The sequence below is a fragment of the Blastomonas ursincola genome, from assembly GCF_013607875.1.
In the GTDB taxonomy this organism is placed as follows: Bacteria; Pseudomonadota; Alphaproteobacteria; order Sphingomonadales; family Sphingomonadaceae; genus Blastomonas; species Blastomonas ursincola.
In genome coordinates this window covers 277,853-295,718 of the sequence record NZ_VDES01000003.1, presented here as the reverse complement: position 1 = coordinate 295,718, position 17,866 = coordinate 277,853, and the positions used below count along the sequence as shown (strand labels likewise).

Sequence of the window (17,866 nt, the reverse complement as noted above, 5' to 3'; positions counted from 1 at the left end):
TGGTTAACGAGGGGTTTGCCATGCGGAACAATATGAGTCCAAATCCACATATTGAGTCCCGTTAACGATGCGGGACTCAACCACTGGTGGTGTTGCCGCGAAGACTCGGGGTGGAAATTTTTTTCAGATCACAACAGGCAGGCCTGCGCCACCGGCGCGAAGCTGCGGCGGTGGAGCGGCGTGGGGCCATGTTGACGCAATGCCGCCAAGTGCTCGGCGGTTCCATAACCCATGTTGCGATCCCAGCCATAATGCGGGTGCTCGGCAGCGGCGGCGCGCATCACCCGGTCGCGCTCCTGCTTGGCCAGGATCGACGCGGCCGAGATGCATGGGTGCAACGCATCGCCCTTGACCACCGCCTGTGCCCGGTAGCGCCATTTGGGCAGCCGGTTGCCATCGACCAGCACGTCCTGCGGCTCCTGCCCCAAGGCCTCGACCGCGCGGGTCATGGCCAGCATCGTTGCCTGCAGGATATTGATGCTGTCGATCTCCTCGACGCTCGCCAGGCCGATGCCGAACGTGCAACGCTGGCGGATCAGCGCTTCGAGCTTCTCGCGCCGCGCGAAGCTCAGCGTCTTGCTGTCGGCCAGGCCCGCTATGCCATCGGGGCACAGGATCACCGCTGCGGCGACGACGGGTCCGGCGAGCGGCCCCCTGCCCGCCTCGTCGACACCCGCGACGATCGTCAGATTATCAAATGTTGGGGAACCGGCTGTCGTCATGGCGCGTCTGTGCCGCATGCCCCTTGCGACCGCAAGACCCGGCCACCATTCAGAAACTCTACCCGAATCGTTTGCAATCTCCCCCCGGATGGCGATGATCCAATTCATGATGAACGGAGTGACCCAGATGCACCGACTGACCCTTTGCGCGGCGCTGCCGCTTGCCTTGATCGCCTGCAACAGCAGCGACAAGGCCGAGGCCAGCGGAGAGGAAACGCAAGCGGTCGCGGCGATCTCGCCGGTCGATACCATTCCGTTCGAAACCACCGTGGTCGGCCAGTTCGACGAACCTTGGGCGATGACCTTCCTGCCCGATGGCCGCGCGCTGGTGACCGAGAAGAAGGGCAAGCTGAAGCTCGTAACCTTCGCTGCCGACGGCAAGATCAGCAGCGTCGATGTCAGCGGCATGCCGACCGTGGCCTATGGCGGCCAGGGCGGCTTGGGCGACGTCGTGCTCTCGCCCGATTTCGTCAATGACGGCTATGTGTATCTCAGCTTCGCCGAGGCGGGCGATGGCGATACCAGCGGCGCCGCGGTCGCGCGCGCCAAGCTGGTGATGGCCAATGACGGCGCGGCCTCGCTCAAGGACATGCAGGTCCTCTGGCGACAGGAGCCCAAGGTTTCGGGCAAGGGCCATTATGGGCACCGCATCGCCTTCGGTCCCGACGGCATGATGTACATCTCTTCCGGAGAACGGCAGAAATTCGATCCCGCGCAGGATCTCGACCAGAATCTCGGCAAGGTCATCCGGCTAACGCCGACCGGCGGCATCCCTTCGGACAATCCGATGTACGATCAGGGGCGCATCAAGGCGCAGGCCTGGTCCTGGGGCCATCGCAACCCGCTGGGCCTCGCGTTCGACGGCGCGGGCAATTTGTGGGAGCTCGAAATGGGCCCCAAGGGTGGCGACGAACTCAACCTGGTCAAGCGCGGGGCCAATTACGGCTATCCCAAGGTGTCGAATGGCGATCATTATGACGGCAAGGACATTCCCGATCATGCCCCCGGCGACGGTTTCGAGCCGCCCAAGGTGTTCTGGACCCCCGCGATCTCGCCGGGAAGCCTGATGATCTATTCGGGCGATCTGTTCCCCGCCTGGAAGGGCAGCGCGTTCATCGGCGCGCTCGGCGGGCAGGCGCTGGTTCGGGTGAAGCTCGACGGTGATACGGCCGAGAAGGCGGACAACTGGACGATGGAAGGCCGTATCCGCGAGGTCGAACAGGGTCCTGATGGCGCCATATGGCTGCTCGAGGACGGCGCACGCGGGTCGAAGGGCCGGCTGCTCAAGCTCACTCCACCGAAATAAGCCTCCGCCTGCAAGACGGGCCGAAAAGCGATTTCAATTCGCAACCTATCAAGATACACCTTGGGGCAAACAGCTAACCGGGAGACGATGAATGGCGACTTTGGCAGACGCACCGCTCAGCGCGGATCAACTCGAAGATATTCTGGAGCGGCAGAAAAAAGCCTTTCTCGCCGAACTGCCCGTGCCGATGGCAGCACGCAAGGACCGCATCCGGCGGTTGATGAAACTGGTCCATGACAATGCCGATGCCTTGGTCGCCGCGATGAGCGAAGATTTCGGTCATCGCAGCCCCGACCAGTCCAAGATGACCGACATTGTCAGCGTTCTCAATGTCGCACGCCACACGCTCAAGCATATGGACGATTGGGCCAAGCCCGAGAAGCGTTCGGTCCAGTTCCCGCTCGGCCTGCTCGGCGCACGCGCCCGCGTCGAATATCAGCCGCTGGGTGTGGTCGGAGTCATCGCGCCGTGGAACTTTCCCGTGCAGCTCTGCCTCACCCCCGCAATCGGCGCTCTCGCGGCAGGCAACCGGGTGATGATCAAGAACAGCGAATATACCGAGGCGACATCAAACCTGCTCGCAGAGCTCGGACCTCGCTATTTCGATGCCAGCGAAGTCGCGTTCTTCACCGGCGGCCCCGAGGTCGGCCAGGCCTTTTCGGAACTGCCGTTCAACCATCTGCTGTTCACCGGCGCGACCAGTGTCGGCCACCACATCATGCGCGCTGCGGCCAAGAACCTGGTTCCGATCACGCTCGAACTTGGCGGCAAGTCGCCTGCTATCATCGGACGCGGTGCAGACAAGGCCAAGGCCGCCCAGCGCATCACCATGGGCAAGATGATGAATGCCGGGCAGATCTGCATCGCGCCCGATTATCTCTATGTTCCGCGTGAGGACGAGCGCGAGATCATCGAGAACATCCAGCAGTCCGCCGCAACTCTTTATCCCACGCTGCTGACCAATGACGATTACACCGCCGTGGTCAACGAACGACATCACCAGCGGCTGACCGGCTATCTGGACGACGCGCGCGAAAAGGGTGCGGAGGTGATCGAGGTCAACCCGGCGAACGAGGATTTCAAGTCCGCCAACAGCCGCAAGATGCCGCTGCACATCCTTCGCAACGTCACCGACGACATGAAGGTGATGCAGGACGAGATTTTCGGCCCGATCCTGCCAGTGAAGACCTATTCGACGGTCGACGAGGCGATCGATTTCGTTAACGGTCGCGACCGTCCGCTCGCGCTTTACTATTTCGGCGAGAACCAGGACGAGGCCAAGAAGGTCACCGATCGGACCGTTTCGGGCGGGGTGACGCTCAACGACACGATCTTCCATGTCGCGATGGAAGACCTGCCCTTTGGCGGCGTCGGCCCCTCGGGCATGGGCAATTATCACGGGATCGATGGATTCCGCACGTTCAGCCATGCCAAGGCGATCTATAGCCAGCCGCGCATCGATGTCGCCAAGCTGGGCGGCTTCCTGCCGCCCTATGGCGATGCGACGAAGAAGGCGATCGCGCGGGATCTGAAGCTCTGACGCGTATCGAGCGGAGGCTTTTGCGCCTTGCCTGACGCGGGCAAGGCGCTATAGGCTGCCGCTCCACACGCGGGCGTGGTGAAATGGTAGACGCGCCGGACTCAAAATCCGGTTCCGCAAGGAGTGTCGGTTCGAGTCCGACCGCCCGCACCAGCTTCCTGACATCGATGCAGTTATAGCGCTTTTGCCGGATGCACCGGCAAAGCGCTTGCACTTGCCCGGAGAGCGATTAGGGCCGCATCCAGTCTTACATGGTCTGGACGGCAACATGACTCACCCGGTTTCCCCGCTAGCGCTCCCCTATCCCGATCTTCCGGCGATTGCCGGCGTGACGCCGCGCGTCGCCCGCGCGCGCTACAAGGAATGGGACCGCTGCGACTTGAGCTATGTCGAGCTGGTACCTGGAACCAGCGTTGCGGGGGTCACGACCACCAGCAAATGCCCCTCGCCCGAGGTCGAATGGTGCCGCGCCGCCCTGCCCCACGGCCAGGCACGCGCGCTGATCGTCAGCGCGGGCAATTCCAATGCGTTTACCGGCGGCAAGGGCCGCGCGGCGGTGCAGCTACTGGTCGAAACCGCCGCGGCGCGGCTGGGCTGCGCTGCGGAGGAAATTTTCGTCTCGGCCACCGGCGTGATCGGTGTACCGCTTCCGCAGGACAAGGCGCGCGCGGGGCTCGAGGCGGCCTTCACCGCCGAGCCCTGCGACTGGCGCGCGCTCACCGATGCGATCGGCACGACCGATACCTTCCCCAAGGCCGCGACCACGAGCGCGATGATCGGGGGCACCAAGGTGCAGCTTGTTGGCGTCATCAAGGGGTCGGGCATGATCGCGCCCGACATGGCGACGATGCTGGGCTATGTGTTCACCGACGCCAATATCGCGCCCGCGCTGCTCCAGCAGATGCTGAGCGCCGCGAATGCCCGGACCTTCAGCTGCATCACCGTCGACAGCGACACCTCGACCAGCGACACCGTGCTCGCCTTCGCTACGGCCCAGGCGGACCATGCGCGGATCGAAAGCATCGACAGCACCGGAGCCGAAGCGTTCGCCGCCGCGCTGACCGATCTGTGCCGCCAGCTCGCGCATCTGGTGGTGCGCGATGGCGAGGGCGCGAGCAAGTTCATCGAAGTCCGCGTTACCGGCGCGGTGTCGGACGAAAGCGCGCACCGCATCGCGCTGTCGATCGCCAATTCGCCGCTGGTCAAGACCGCGATCGCGGGCGAGGACGCCAATTGGGGCCGCGTCGTGATGGCGGTCGGCAAGGCCGGAGAGCCTGCCGAGCGCGACCTGCTGTCGATCCGCTTCGGCGGGGTCGAGGTTGCCGCGCAAGGCATGGTTGTACAGGGCTATGACGAGGCGCCGGTGGCCGCGCATCTCAAGGGCAGCGACATCCTGATCGAGGCCGATATCGGGCTGGGCCAGGGCCGCGCCACGGTGTGGACCTGCGATCTGACGCACGGATACATCTCGATCAACGCCGATTACCGGAGCTGAGCCATGCTGACCATCTGGGGCCGCCTCAACTCGCACAATGTCAAGAAGGTCGTGTGGGCGGCCGAGGAAATCGGCCTCGAGTACGTGCGCCACGATGTCGGCGGCAGGTTCGGCATGGATGCGGCCTATCTCGCGCGCAATCCCAATGCGCTCATCCCAACGATCGAGGATGATGGCTTCGTGCTGTGGGAATCGAACGCCATCCTGCGCTATCTGGCCGAGGCTTACGCACCGCATCTCTGGCCTGCGGATCCGCGCACGCGCGCCGCAGCCGACAAGTGGATGGACTGGCAGTTCGCCTATGCCGATGCCCAGCGCGAAGTCTTCCTTATGTTGGTGCGCAAACCGCCCGAAGCGCATGACCCTGCCGTGATCGCGCGCGGCATCGAGGAGACCGGCAGGATGATGACCATATTGGAAGACTGCCTGGCGCGCCAGCCATGGCTGACCGGCGAGAGTTTCGGCATCGCCGACATTCCGATGGGCACCTATGCGCATACCTGGTACGCGCTCGATCTGGCGCGCGGCGACTATCCGCATCTGCGCGGCTGGTACGAACGGCTGATCGTCCGCCCCGGCTATGCCAGCAACGTGATGATCCCGCTGACATGACCCATTCCCTCCACGCCCCCGTCTCCGCCCTGATCCGCACCGTCGCGCGCGAGGTGGTGCTGCACCATTATCAGGACCTCGCCCAGCACCAGATTGCCGAGAAGACGCCCGGCGATCTTGTCACAATCGCCGACAAGGAAAGCGAGAAGCGGCTGAGCGCCGGGCTAGCCGACATTCTGCCGAGTGCCAGTATCGTCGGCGAGGAAGCGGTGGCGGCCGATCCGGCGCTGATCGAGCGCGTCAACGACAGCACCGCCTGGATCATCGACCCGATCGATGGCACGCACAATTTCGCGCACGGCCACCCGCCGTTCGGCATCATCATCGCGCTGGTCGAGGGCGGCGAGACAGTGGCGGGCTGGCTCTATGACCCGCTGGCCGACCGCATGTGCCACGCGGTGCGCGGCGGCGGTGCATTTATCAACGACGAAATCGTGCTGGCGCGCGAAAGCGGTGAGGCGCTACCCATCGCCGCGATCTCGACCATGTACATTCCCGAGCCGCGCCGCGCCGCGCTCGCTGCAGCTATCGACGGCAAGTTCGCGATGGTCGACATCCCCCGCTGCGCTGCGGAGCAATATCCGCGGCTGGTACTGGGCCAGAACGACGTGACGCTGTTCGAGCGCACTTTGCCCTGGGACCATGCTGCCGGCGTGCTGTTCACGCTCGAGGCCGGCGGCCATGCCGCGCGGCTCGACGGTTCGCCCTATCGCCCCGGCGACCAGCGCAGGGGCATGCTCGCCGCCGCCAGCCCAGCCATGTGGAACAAAGCAGCGGCGATCATCATTTAAGCTGTCAGGCGGAAAGCGCGCCTTCGAGCCAGCTCTTGAGGGCGCTCTTGGGGGCGGCGCCGACCTTGGTCTCGACGATCTGACCCTTGTCGAACAGGATCATGGTCGGAATGCCGCGCACGCCGTACTTGGCCGGGGCATCGGGATTGTCGTCGATATTGATCTTTGCGATGGTGACCTTGTCGGCGAGTTCGTCGCTGATCTCCTCGAGAGCCGGGCCGATCATCTTGCACGGACCGCACCATTCGGCCCAGAAATCGACCAGGACGGGCTTGTCGGACTTCAGCACATCGGCTTCGAAGCTCGCATCGCTGACTGCAGTGGTTGCCATGGGGGTAAACTCCTTGTTCGTGACTTAAGGGTGGATGTAGGCCGTCGCGTCCTGCGGCTCAAGCGCACGCGGCCCAAACTATTCATATCGGTCGATTCAATCCAGCTTCGCGGCTGCCAGCAATTCGTCTGGAAGCAGGAAAAGGCGCGGGCTGGCGGTATAGAGCAGCCCTGCCTGAACGCTGCGGCCCGGAAAGATCAGGCGCAACACCGCGACATAGGCCGCCATCTGCCGGACATGCGCGATCGGCAATTGCTCGAGCGAGGCGGGCGGACGGCGGCCGGTCTTGAAATCGACCACCAGCACCCGGGTCTCATCCACCAGCAAGCGATCCACCGTGCCCGAGACGACATTCGGTCCCACCACCGCCGCGATCGGCGCTTCGGCGAGCGCATCCTCGCGGAACACATCGGCGAAATCGGGATGGTCGATTACCGCGCAAACGGAATCGATGATTGCATCGGCCTCGGCCACATCGGTGATGCCATGCTGCCGCTCCAGCCAGCGCCGCGCCGCCTCGCGCCGCTGCTCGGGCGCTAGTGCCGGAAGCCGCTCGAACAGGCTGTGCATGATCAGGCCGCGTTGCGCGGCGCGTTCGCGATCGGGACCGGACAGCGGCGGGCTGGCGACATCGTCCTTGCCGAGCGACGAGGGCGCGAGCGGGATCGGCGGCCGCTGTTCGGGCGCGGCAGGCCTGAGCGCCCAGTCGGGCAGGCCCTCCGCCGGGGCTGTTTCCACTGCCTGAGGCGCATCCGCGCGGGGCACCGGCACGGCGTCGCTGCCAAAGCGCCGACAGGCCCCCTCGCCCATGTCGATCCAGTCGCAGCCGAGCGCCATGAAGCTTCGCTCGATCGCGGCATACCAGCTCTGCTCGGGCGGCTCCTTGGCCTTCTTGCCCAGCGTGCCGCCAACATAGAGCCGTTCGGCCGCGCGCGTCATCGCGACATAGAGCAGCCGCCAGTGCTCCTGCATATCGGCTTCGCGCGCGATGTCGTGCGCCTCGGCCAGCGGCCCGATCCGCTGTGCCTTGGGCAGCGAATAGACCGGCAGGGTGATGCTCGCGTCGCGCCCGACGATCTCGATCGGCCAGTCGAAGCTCGAATCGACCTTGCGCGTCGGATCGACACAGGCATCGGCGAGGATCACGATCGGCGCCTGCAGGCCCTTGGAGCCGTGCACGGTCATCACGCGCACCATGTCCGATTGCCCGGCAAGCTCGCGCTTGATCTCCTCGTCGCCGGCATCGAACCAGTGCAGGAACGCCTGCAAGCCGCCGTCATGGCTGGACGCGAATTTCTGGGCCAGGCCGAGCAGTTCGGCGATCGGATCGAGCGCCTCTTCGCCGAGCCGCGACACCAGCTTTGCGCGCCCCTGGATCGGCCCGGTCAGCACCTGTTCGAGAAAATCGTACGGCGTGCCGAAATCCGCCATGCCGAGCAGCGCGTAGAGCGGGTCGAGCTTCGCACGCAGCGCTTCGTCATGCTCGGCCAGATCGCGCAGATGCGGCCAGAGCGCGCGCTTCTCGGGCCGGTAGCCGTGCGCCAGCAATTCGTCCTGCGTCCACCCGCCGAGCGGCGAGACCAGCAGAGCCGCGCAGGTCAGGTCGTCGAGCGGCTGCAGCGCGAAGCGGATCGCGGCGATCAGATCCTGCACCGCCAGTGGCTGGCCGAGCCGCAACCGGTCGATCCCCGCCACCGGCACGCCCGACGCGTAAAGCCGCGCGACAATCAGCGAGGCGAGATCGCCGCGGCGGCGCAGCAGTACCATGATATCACCCGCGCCCGCCCAGCCCGGCTTGCCATCCGAGCGCCGCTCGAGCCAAAGCCGGTTCGGCGATTCCGGGTTCAGCCAGCCCGCGATGCGCTCGGCGAGCCCCTGCGCGAATTTGCGATCGGCACCCGAAAGCCATTCCTCGGCATCCTCGCCCTCGCCACCCTCGTCCTGCTCTTCCAGCCCCTCGCCGATCGGACGCCACAGCTCGACCATGCCCGGTCCCTGGCGTCCCTCGTGCAGCGGGAGCGTGTCGTCCATGATGCCGAGCGCGGCAGGCCCCAGATCGCCAAGCACCGCATCGACCATGTCGAGCACTGGCTGGGTCGAACGGAAGCTGCGATCGAGGCTGAGGTCGAGAAACGGCTGCCCGGCATCTTCCGCCTGCGCGCCGATGCGCAGCCGCGCGGCGGCATAATATTGCGGGCTGGTGCCCTGGAAGCCGAAGATCGCCTGCTTGAAATCTCCTACGGTGAATAGGGTGCGGAACCGGTCCGGCTTGCTGCCCTGTCCGCTGAAATAGTCGTCGATCAGCCCCTTCACGATCGCCCATTGGCTGGGATTGGTATCCTGCGCCTCGTCGACCAGTACATGGTCGAAGCGCTGGTCGAGCTTGAACGCGATCCATTGCGCCATCGTCCGGCCCGAGAGCAGATCGGCCGCTGCACGGATCAGGTCGTCGAAATCGAGCAGCCCGGCCTGCCGCTTAGCCTCGGCAAAGCGCCAGGCGAAATCGCGCCCGACCTCGAGTGCGCGGGCATATTCGCCCGAAAAGGCGACGAGCGCGGCGTGGTCCTTCAGCGCCTTGCAGTCGCTGTACAGGCTCTCGGCCTTGTCGAAATAATCGGGATCGACCTTGGCGGAAAAGCTCTCCCATTTGCGCGGATCGCCATCAGCCTTGGCGACGGCGAGCCAGATCAGGTCAAGATTCTGCAGCCGCGCAACCTCGTCCATGTCGAGCCAGGCCTGGATCTTCGCCGCGACCTCCAGCCCGGTCTTGGTGCCCCAGCGGACATTGCTGTCCTGCAGTGCTTCGAGATTGGCGATATCGAACAGCGCATCGCTGCACAGCCGGGCGAGGTCGCTGCCGTCCTCGTCGGTTTTCAGGCCAAGCGCCGCGTTGAGATAGGGGCGGATATCTCCCCTGAGCGCGTCCATGGCATCGGGACGGGCGGCGCACCGCATCAGGAAGGCCTCGGTCGCCTCTGCACCCAGTTTCAAGCTGAGCGCCTCGAGGTTTGCGGACAGCCGCATGTCACCCCGCTGCGCGGCATCGACCAGCATCTCGCCCAGCGTGTCGCGCGCCAGCTGAATGCGGTCGCGGTCCTCGATCGGACGGAAACCGGGGGCGAGCCCCGCCTCTTCGGGAAAGCTCGCGAGCAGCGATTGGCAGAAGCTGTGGATCGTCTGGATGCGAAGCCCGCCCTGCGGCGCATCGAGCACGCGGGCGAACAGGCGGCGCGCGCGCGTCAGCGTCTCGGGATCGAAATTCGCCCCAATGCTCCGGAGATCTGTGCCCAGCGCCGTGTCGCTCATCCGTACCCAGGCGGCGAGCTGCGCATTGATGCGGTTCGCCATCTCGCTCGCGCCCGCCTTGGTAAAGGTGAGGCACAGGATCGCGTCGGGGTTCACCCCCGGCTCGAGCAGCAGGCGGAAGACCCGCGCGGTCAGCACCTGCGTCTTGCCGGTGCCGGCAGATGCGCTGAGCCACACCTGATCGGCGGGCGATACCGCGAGCGCCTGATCGCCCTGCAGCGGCGGGAGGCCCGGCTTGCCGCCGCTCATTGTCCGCTCCCCTGGCGGCCATACCATTCGGCGAGCCGCATCAGCTGATCATATTCGGTATAGGTTGCCTGATCGGGCACCAGCTTGGCGGTGAACGGCGCATCGCCGAGGATCCAGGCGTGCAGCACCTCACGCAGGAAATGCTCGGCGGTCGGCAGCATGGTCTCGGCGGTCAGCTCGCTGTTCTTGCGGCCCACCGGCGTCTCGCGATATCCGAAATCCCCGGACTTGCTCCTGGTTAGCGACCAATATTCGAACGCTGCGGCCTTGCCCGCGATCTCGGGCTGGTTGTCCTTGGCAGCAAATCCGCCACGCTCGGCCATCATGCCGAGGAGCCCGAGCTGCAGTGCATAGCCCGCCTCGACCTGGCGCGCACTGGGCGGCTTGCCGGTCTTGTAGTCGACGATCGCGAGCGTGCCATCGGGCAGACGGTCGATGCGGTCCGCCTTGCCGCGAATCTCGACGCCCTCGATCATGAAGGTGCCGCTGCGTTCGGCATCGATCATCCGGCGCCCTTCGCCTGCGAGCGCCAGCGTTTCCTCGGCGATCCAGTTCAATGCTGCGACCAGGCGTGGCCGCCACAAGGCCTTGATCAGCGGATGGACATTGGCCTCGTCGAGATATCGGCAGGCGCGTGGCACCAGGCTGGCGGCATCGAGACCGTCCTCGCGATGCCAGTACTCCAGGATTTCGTGCACCAGTGTCCCGCGCCAGGCCGCGCTCGGTTCGGCATCGACCGGGTCGAGCGAGGGCAGCGCGAGAATGCGCTTGGCGTAAAAGGCATATGGATCGGCGCGCAAACGGTCGAGTTCGGTCACCGACAGCCGCTTGACCCGTTGCTCGGTGCTGGGGCGCGGTGCGGGCTTCTCGATCCGCTCCATGGGCAGGCGGCGGTCGAGCCTGCGCGCCAGCGCCAGCGTTTCGTGATCCTCCATCTGCCGGTCGGGCGCGACCGCCTGCAGGCGCAGCAGAAAGCGCGAGGCTACCGTTGGTGCGCTGCCATCTCGCCTGGCCCGTGTCAGCACCACCTCAGCCGAGGCAAGCGCTCCGGCAAGGTCCTGCGCCGACAAGCCGACGCGCATTTCGAGCGGTGCCAGGCCCAGCGTGTTGCGCACCATCGGCGCGAGCCAGGGATCGGGCGAAGGGATTTGCGGCCAGACGCCCTCGTTGAGCCCGGCGCATATCACCAGGTCCGCGCTCTGCAGCCGTGCCTCGAGCAGGCCGTAGATCGCGACGCGCGGGTGCTTGCCATAAGGCGGGCGCACCGATTTCTCGCGCATCAGTCGGGCAAGGATGTTGACCGCCTGCGATGGCGTCACCAGAGGATCGTGCGTGCCGGTGCGCGCCAGCAATTGCTGCACCAGATCGGAGGCGCAACGTCCCGCCAGCCCCGTCCAGACCGCCTGGTTGCTCAGAGCATCGGCGGCAGCGGCGATGGCCTGGATGGTTGCGGACAGCGGCTGCGGCTCGCGCGGCCATCGGGCGATGGAATCGAGCAGCGCCCTCGCCTCTTGCCACCACGCCTTGAGCGGGCGGTTGTCGATGCTGGTTGCGATCCCGGCAAGCCCCGGCGCGGGGCGCGGGCCGCGGAGCAGCCGGTCGAGCGCGCGCACCTCGTCGAGCCAGCCCCTTCGCGTCTCGCCCGCCTGCGCGAGCGGGTGCTTGAACAGGTCGAGCAGCGGCACCGGCGCGAAATCATCGGCCAGGCATTGTGCCACCGCGAGCAGAAAGCGCCCGGGCGGCGTGACTGGCAAAGCCTCGCCGGCGCTGTCGTCCGCTTCGATCTCCCAGCGCCGCAGATGCGCAATCACGCGCGCCGCGAGGCTGCGATCGGGCGTGACGATGGCGACGCGCCGTGCGGGGATGTCGAGCGCCTGGCGCACCAGTAGCGCGATCGCCTGCGCCTCCTCGTCGGGATTTTCCGCCTCGACGATGCGGATGCCCTTCGTCCTGCGGTCGGCGGCATCGAGCGTGACCCAGCGGTCGCTGAGCCTTGCGGGCAGGAAAATGCTGCGCAGCAATCGTGCGCGGTCGGCAGCCAGCCCGGTCCTGGGTTCGGCCTGCCAGGGCTCCACCTCGGCGCGGCTGACGCTCATCGCATGGAGCAGCTGCTTCAGGTGATATTGCGGATGCGTGATAGCGGGCCGCTCGACCGGTTCTGCCCCCGGCTGCGGGGGAGTGGTCACCGGATGCCCCAGCGCTTCCCAGAGCGCTTCGTCCATATCCAGATCGAGCCCCGGCAGCACCACCATGCCCTGCGGCAGATCGGCAATGCTGCGCAGCAGCCGCGCGATGGCGGGGGCGGACGTCGTAATCCCCGCTGCGATCACCGGCGTCAGCGGCGGTTGCTCGCGCCAGCGCGATGCTGCCTTGTCGAGCAGCCGGTTGCGGCGGTCTGCCGGGTCGATGCGGCCCATCGTGGCCAGCTCGCCCTGCCAGGCCCGTCCGACGCGCAGGAACAGGTCGCGCGCCGCAGCCCAGTGCTCGGCCAGGTCCGCCTCGACATCGATCGTATCGAGCTGGTCGAGCGTCTTCTCCTCGACCTGCAGCTGGTCGAGCACGCGCGCATATTCGCAAGCGAGCCTCAGGGTTTCGGCGGGATCATCGGCCCCTGCCCGGCCCACCCCTTCGCGCGCGATCAGCGCCGCCAGCCGGAAGCGCCGTTCAAGCGGATCGACCGCAGGCGGCACCTCCGCCCCCTCGCCCAGCGGGTCGAGCAGCGCGCCGAGGCTCTCGTCGAGATCGATATCGCCGATCAGCACCATGCGCGGCAACAGCAGCCCGTCGGCGGCATGGCGCACTAGTGCTTCGGTGATCGCGCGCCCGGCGCGATGGTTCGGGATCAGCAGCGTCGCGCGCGCGAGCCCCATCGGATCGCCGCCGAAGCGCCGAAGCAGGCCATCCGCCAGAACATCCGCAAACCCGCGCTGCGCCCCGATGGCATAGACTGCGGGGTTGCGCGGCTCAGGCATCCAGCAAAGCCTCTGCGGTTGGCTGAATGGCAGCAGGCGTGCCGACATCGAACCAGAGGCCCAGATGCGATATGCCGTAAACCCGGCCTTCGGCCATCGCACGGTTCCACAGCACGTTGGTCGAGAACGCGCCCTGCGGCGGATCAGCGAGCAGGCGGCGCGAGAGCAGCTGGATGCCGGTATAGATATAGGGTGCCACATGGCCCGGCTTGCGGCGGCGGATGCGGCCCATCTGATCGAGATGGAAATCGCCGACGCCCTTGTAATTGTTGGCACGGCTGTGCGGCACCAGCAGCAGCAGCGCGTCCATTCGATCGTCGTCCCAGGCCGCGCGCAGCTCGTCAAAGCACGACCGCGCGCTTTCCAGCCAGACATTGTCGCTGTTGAGGCAGAAGAACGGGTCTTCCTCGATCATCGGCATCGCCTTGACCAGACCTCCCCCGGTTTCGAGCAGGAGATCGCGCTCGTCGGAGATCAGGATCTCGAACGGCCATTCGCGCGCCTTCAGATGCGCTTCGAGCGCATCGGCGAGATAATGGACGTTGACGATGACTCGCTGCATCCCGGCTTGGCCCAGATGATCGAGCACATGGTCGATCAGCGGCTTGCCCGCGACGCGCACCAGCGGCTTGGGCGTGGTGATGGTCAGCGGGCGCATGCGCTTGCCCAGCCCTGCGGCCATGACCATCGCGGTGCGGGCAAAGGACGGAGTATCGCTCACAGGTCGAACTTTCCGCCGAGCACGCCTGCCGGATCGCGCAGATCGGCAGGGATGTTCGCTTCGAACCACTCGGTGACGGGGCCTAGCGCGGGGTGCCTCAGGTCGCGCTCCATCGCCTTCCAGACGCGCGGGATCATCGTGGGATAGCGCGGCTTGCCGTCGCGCTTCCACAACCTCACGAAAATGCCGATGATCTTGGCATTCCGCTGCGCGCCCAGCACATGATAGGACGTGTCGAGATCGTACGCGGGCTTCGCCAGGTCGCGATAATGCGCCAGCATTTCGGCCTCGACCTCTTCGGACACGTCGCGCCGCGCGTCCTGCAGCAGGGAGACTAGATCATAGGCCGGATCGCCGACCAGCGCGTCCTGAAAATCAATCAGCCCCTGCGATCCGTCGGGCGGAAGCATGATGTTTTCCGAATGATAGTCGCGCAGCACCGTGACCTTGGGCGCTGACGGGTCCATCCCGTCGAGCACCGCATCCCAGGCCTTCGCATAGCCCTCGGCATCGACATCCAGACCGCGCGCGGGGCAGTACCATTCGGTGAACAGCGCTGCCTCGCGCTGATAGACCGCGCGGTCATAAGGCGGCACATCGGCGGGCGCGCGGCGGTGCAATTCCACCTGGGTCTCGATCGCCTGGCGGTAGATCGCGCGCTCGGCTTCGGCATCGCCGGCATCGACAGTCTCGCGCATCCGTTGGTCGCCGAAATCCTCGAGCAGCACCAGCCCGTGCCCTGCATCGACACCGAAGATCTCGGGCGCGCGCAGGCCTTGCGCGGTGAGATAGCGCGCGACATGGACGAACGGCTGCGGGTCTTCCTCGGGCGGCGGCGCATCCATCAGGATCGCTCGGCGATCGGGCTCGACCACGCGGAAATAACGGCGGAACGAGGCATCACCGGGAATGGGCAGGATTTCGGCCGATCCCCAGCCCTGTGCATCGACAAAGGCCCGGATCAGCTGTTCACGCTCGCTCAAGACAATTCACCTGCAATCTGCTGCCAGCGCGCCTGCCAGTTATGGCCGGGCTGCGCATCAATCCGGCGCTCGCTAGCATCGCTTCCGGTGATCCGCAATTCCAGCGTATCGGGACCCGCCAGCCCGCCGACGCGCTCGGGCCATTCGGCGATCAGCAACGCCGGATCGCCGGCATCGAGCCCCAGTTCCTCGAGCTCCATCGCGCCATCGAGGCGGTAGAAATCGGCGTGAATGACGGGGATGCGCACCTCGGGCGGGTCATAGGGCAGGATCAGCGCGAAGGTCGGGCTGGGCACCTCGCCTGCAAAGCCCAAAGCGTTGAGGATCATGCGCGCGAGCGTGGACTTGCCCGCGCCCAGGTCACCCGACAGAGCGATGGTATCCCCGGGGCGCGCGGCATCGGCGAGCCGCTGGCCGAGGCGCTGCATCGCATCGGTCGAACCGATGGTCAGCATCACGGCATCAATATGGTGACGATGGTGCCCGCGCCGGGCTCGCTCACCAGCTCCATCCGCCCGCCATGCGCCTCGATCAGGTTCTTCGCCAGCGGCAGGCCCAGGCCCGATCGCTTGGCCACCGGCTTGCCGCCCGCCTCGTCAGCCTGCAGCACGCCATCAAGCGCCCGCGCCTGTGCACGCGCATCGAGGCCAGGGCCATTGTCCGAGACGACGATGCGCAGCTTGTTGCGGAACCGGTCGCCGAGCAGGAGCACACGCCCGCCCTCCTGCGTGTAGCGCAGCGCATTGTCGACCACGGCGGTGATCGCCTGGGCAAAGCGCTGGCGATCAACCTCGGCCATGCCCGGGCCACCGTTCACGTCGACCTCGAGCGCGATGTTGCGCCCGCCCGCCAGCCCGGCGACGCCCTTGGCGACATCGACCAGCAACGCACCGATATCGGTGGGTTCGCGCTTGAGCGGCAATGTGCCGGCCTGGCTCTGGCTCAGATCGAGCACCATGTTGATCTGTGCCGAGAGTCGCTCGACCGAGTCGATAATGGCCTTGGCATATTCCTGGCCCTGGTCGGACAGCGGACCCGCCACCCCGCTCGCCAGCAGCTCGGCAAAACCGCCGATCGAGGTCAGCGGCGTGCGGAATTCGTAGCTCATGTTGGCGAGGAATTTCGTCTTGATCGCGTCCGCCTCGACCAGCGCCTCGTTGCGTTCGCGCAGCGCATCTTCCATCCGCTTGGCGTCGGACACATCGATCATCGTGAACAAGGCGCTCGAATCGGGCAGCGGAATGCCGACGAAGTCGAACACGCGCCCGTCCTTCATCACCAGCTGCCCGGCGCGCTGGGTCCGGTCGAGCGTGGCCGAGCGGATCACCTCGCGCAGCGCCGAAATCTGCGCAGGCCGCTTGAGCTGCGGCGCAATGGCTTTCAGCAGTTCGTCCGCGCGCGGATGCTTGGCGAGCTCGGCCTCATCCACCTCCCACACCGCGCCGAAGCGCGTGTTCCAAAGATGCAGGCGGCCGTCCGAGGTGAACACCGCCAGCGCCTCGTAGAGATTGTTGAAGGTCGCGGTGCGCACCCGCAGCAGCGTGTCGCGCGCGCTCGCCAGCTGGACCTGCTCGGTCCGGTCCTCGAAGATCAGCAGCAGGCCATTATCGGGCGTCGGCTGGGCGATGGCGCGCAGATGCGTGCCGTCGGCGATCAGCCAGCTGTCCTCGATCGGTGCGGCCGACTGGAACCATTCGCGCTTCTCGTCGCGCCAGGCGGGGAAATCGCGCACCTGCGGCACGCGGCCCGCCTCGCGCATCCGGTCGATCAGCCGCTCGAACTCAAGCCCGTCCTGCAGCCATTGCGGCTTGAGCTGGAACATGCGCACAAACGGCTGGTTGACGAAGATCAGGCGGCGCTGCGCATCGAATTGCGCCACGCCCGCCGACAGATTGTCGAGCATGTCGCGCTGGGCATCGCGGAAGCGCTCGGTCGCCTGGCGCGCCTGGATCAGATCGTGCACGTCGATCGCATAGCCCGCAATGCCACGCCCCTTGATCGGCAGATCGACCACCTCCATCGCGCGCCGCGTGCCCGCGATCGTCGTGGTCACCGTGCGGCGGGAGGGCGTGTTGCTCTCGAACGCGCGTGCAGCGACCGCGAGCGGGGTGAGCCCATCGACGGTCTCGACCAGCTCCTGCCCGGCTTCGACGACATCGGCGGCGCTGCTGGCGCCGACCGCCTCGACATAGGCGCTGTTGACGAGCAGCAGCGACAGATCCTCGCGGCGGAACCACATCGGGATCGGCGCGGCCTCGATCAGCCCTGACAGCGCGTCGAACGCGCGCTTCGCCTCGGCCTCGGCCTCGACCAGCGCCGCCATGCGCGTCTCGCTCTCGGTCGCGTCGTAGAACCACAGCAGCACCGCGCCCGGGGCGATGGTCTGCGGATCGGCAAGCCGACCTTCGATGCGCAATCTGCGGTTCGATCCGGCAGCGGTCACCGCCATCGCGAATGGTGCACCGCTTTTCTGTGCGGTCGTGATCTTCTGGCCGAGCAGGTCGAGCGTTTCGCGCGGCAGGCCGCGCGCCTGCTGGCTCAGCTCGGCGAGATAGGGCGGCAGTTTTTCCAGCCCCAGCCAGCGTGCCACGCGTTCAGGCCCCTCGATGCGTGAATCTGATCGCACGATCAGCGGGATCGCCGGGCCGGAATCGATCAGCCGGGTTAGCCGCCGCAACTGCCGGCGCGCGGTGCCTGCGGCGCGGCGCATCTGCAAGCCCGTGACCAACGCCCAAATCGCGCCGCCGGTCCACGCCGCCATCACGATGGCGATGACGAACAGCCCGCCATTGCTCACCAGCATAGGCGACTCATTGATTCAGGGGGTGAAACAGGCGT

At 66.2% G+C, this 17,866-nt stretch carries 13 protein-coding genes and 1 tRNA gene; 6 read left to right on the top strand and 8 right to left on the bottom strand.

The genetic code is table 11. The features are described 5' to 3' along the window. Window positions 1-128: 128 nt before the first annotated feature. On the bottom strand, window positions 129-722 hold the full coding sequence (locus FG486_RS15225; RefSeq protein ID WP_181268173.1) for a ribonuclease HII: 594 nt from the start codon (window positions 720-722) through the stop codon (window positions 129-131). Between the two features lie 127 nt (window positions 723-849). On the opposite strand from FG486_RS15225, the gene FG486_RS15220 reads away from it, so the two are divergent. From FG486_RS15220 to FG486_RS15195, 6 genes are all read left to right on the top strand, one after another. Continuing rightward, window positions 850-2,028, top strand: coding sequence for a PQQ-dependent sugar dehydrogenase (locus FG486_RS15220; protein ID WP_206678404.1), 1,179 nt, complete (start codon window positions 850-852; stop codon window positions 2,026-2,028). A gap of 91 nt (window positions 2,029-2,119) precedes the next feature. Further along, complete coding sequence (locus FG486_RS15215; protein WP_181268172.1) at window positions 2,120-3,568, top strand: coniferyl aldehyde dehydrogenase; 1,449 nt, start codon at window positions 2,120-2,122, stop codon at window positions 3,566-3,568. Window positions 3,569-3,637: 69 nt separating this feature from the next. Next, window positions 3,638-3,721 (top strand) — tRNA-Leu (locus tag FG486_RS15210). Between the two features lie 115 nt (window positions 3,722-3,836). After that, window positions 3,837-5,063 carry a bifunctional glutamate N-acetyltransferase/amino-acid acetyltransferase ArgJ gene (gene argJ, locus FG486_RS15205; protein ID WP_181268171.1) on the top strand — a complete coding sequence of 409 codons (1,227 nt, stop codon included), beginning with the start codon at window positions 3,837-3,839 and terminating at the stop codon, window positions 5,061-5,063. 3 nt (window positions 5,064-5,066) lie between these two features. Beyond that, window positions 5,067-5,675, top strand: coding sequence for a glutathione S-transferase family protein (locus tag FG486_RS15200; protein WP_181268170.1), 609 nt, complete (start codon window positions 5,067-5,069; stop codon window positions 5,673-5,675). Continuing rightward, window positions 5,672-6,466, top strand: coding sequence for an inositol monophosphatase family protein (locus FG486_RS15195; protein ID WP_181268169.1), 795 nt, complete (start codon window positions 5,672-5,674; stop codon window positions 6,464-6,466). Before FG486_RS15200 ends, FG486_RS15195 begins: the two co-directional genes overlap by 4 nt. A 4-nt stretch (window positions 6,467-6,470) precedes the next feature. On the opposite strand, the gene trxA is transcribed toward FG486_RS15195, so the two are convergent. From trxA to FG486_RS15160, 7 genes are all read right to left on the bottom strand, one after another. Further along, a complete protein-coding gene (trxA, locus tag FG486_RS15190) occupies window positions 6,471-6,797 on the bottom strand; it encodes a thioredoxin (protein ID WP_181268168.1) in 327 nt (108 codons plus the stop codon). A gap of 96 nt (window positions 6,798-6,893) precedes the next feature. Next, window positions 6,894-10,352, bottom strand: coding sequence for a double-strand break repair helicase AddA (gene addA / locus FG486_RS15185; protein ID WP_181268167.1), 3,459 nt, complete (start codon window positions 10,350-10,352; stop codon window positions 6,894-6,896). Further along, window positions 10,349-13,324: a double-strand break repair protein AddB gene (gene addB, locus FG486_RS15180; protein ID WP_181268166.1), complete on the bottom strand. Its 2,976-nt coding sequence runs from the start codon at window positions 13,322-13,324 to the stop codon at window positions 10,349-10,351. Before addB ends, addA begins: the two co-directional genes overlap by 4 nt. Beyond that, entirely contained in the window at window positions 13,317-14,012 is a 696-nt protein-coding gene (locus FG486_RS15175) for a nucleotidyltransferase family protein (protein ID WP_137775406.1), read from the bottom strand. Before FG486_RS15175 ends, addB begins: the two co-directional genes overlap by 8 nt. Window positions 14,013-14,041: 29 nt before the next feature. Then, the gene (locus FG486_RS15170; protein ID WP_181268165.1) at window positions 14,042-15,028 is read right to left on the bottom strand and encodes an aminoglycoside phosphotransferase family protein; all 987 of its coding nucleotides are present in this window, start codon (window positions 15,026-15,028) and stop codon (window positions 14,042-14,044) included. Further along, the gene (gene tsaE, locus FG486_RS15165; protein WP_181268164.1) at window positions 15,025-15,483 is read right to left on the bottom strand and encodes a tRNA (adenosine(37)-N6)-threonylcarbamoyltransferase complex ATPase subunit type 1 TsaE; all 459 of its coding nucleotides are present in this window, start codon (window positions 15,481-15,483) and stop codon (window positions 15,025-15,027) included. Before tsaE ends, FG486_RS15170 begins: the two co-directional genes overlap by 4 nt. After that, a complete protein-coding gene (locus FG486_RS15160) occupies window positions 15,483-17,831 on the bottom strand; it encodes a sensor histidine kinase (RefSeq protein ID WP_181268163.1) in 2,349 nt (782 codons plus the stop codon). Before FG486_RS15160 ends, tsaE begins: the two co-directional genes overlap by 1 nt. Window positions 17,832-17,866 lie beyond the last annotated feature (35 nt).

Coding starts and splice junctions, on each gene's coding strand:
- FG486_RS15225 (WP_181268173.1), bottom strand. CDS start 722: ATGACGACAGCCGGTTCCCCAACATTTGATAATCTGACGATCGTCGCG.
- FG486_RS15220 (WP_206678404.1), top strand. CDS start 850: ATGCACCGACTGACCCTTTGCGCGGCGCTGCCGCTTGCCTTGATCGCC.
- FG486_RS15215 (WP_181268172.1), top strand. CDS start 2,120: ATGGCGACTTTGGCAGACGCACCGCTCAGCGCGGATCAACTCGAAGAT.
- argJ (WP_181268171.1), top strand. CDS start 3,837: ATGACTCACCCGGTTTCCCCGCTAGCGCTCCCCTATCCCGATCTTCCG.
- FG486_RS15200 (WP_181268170.1), top strand. CDS start 5,067: ATGCTGACCATCTGGGGCCGCCTCAACTCGCACAATGTCAAGAAGGTC.
- FG486_RS15195 (WP_181268169.1), top strand. CDS start 5,672: ATGACCCATTCCCTCCACGCCCCCGTCTCCGCCCTGATCCGCACCGTC.
- trxA (WP_181268168.1), bottom strand. CDS start 6,797: ATGGCAACCACTGCAGTCAGCGATGCGAGCTTCGAAGCCGATGTGCTG.
- addA (WP_181268167.1), bottom strand. CDS start 10,352: ATGAGCGGCGGCAAGCCGGGCCTCCCGCCGCTGCAGGGCGATCAGGCG.
- addB (WP_181268166.1), bottom strand. CDS start 13,324: ATGCCTGAGCCGCGCAACCCCGCAGTCTATGCCATCGGGGCGCAGCGC.
- FG486_RS15175 (WP_137775406.1), bottom strand. CDS start 14,012: ATGGTCATGGCCGCAGGGCTGGGCAAGCGCATGCGCCCGCTGACCATC.
- tsaE (WP_181268164.1), bottom strand. CDS start 15,483: ATGCTGACCATCGGTTCGACCGATGCGATGCAGCGCCTCGGCCAGCGG.
- FG486_RS15160 (WP_181268163.1), bottom strand. CDS start 17,831: ATGCTGGTGAGCAATGGCGGGCTGTTCGTCATCGCCATCGTGATGGCG.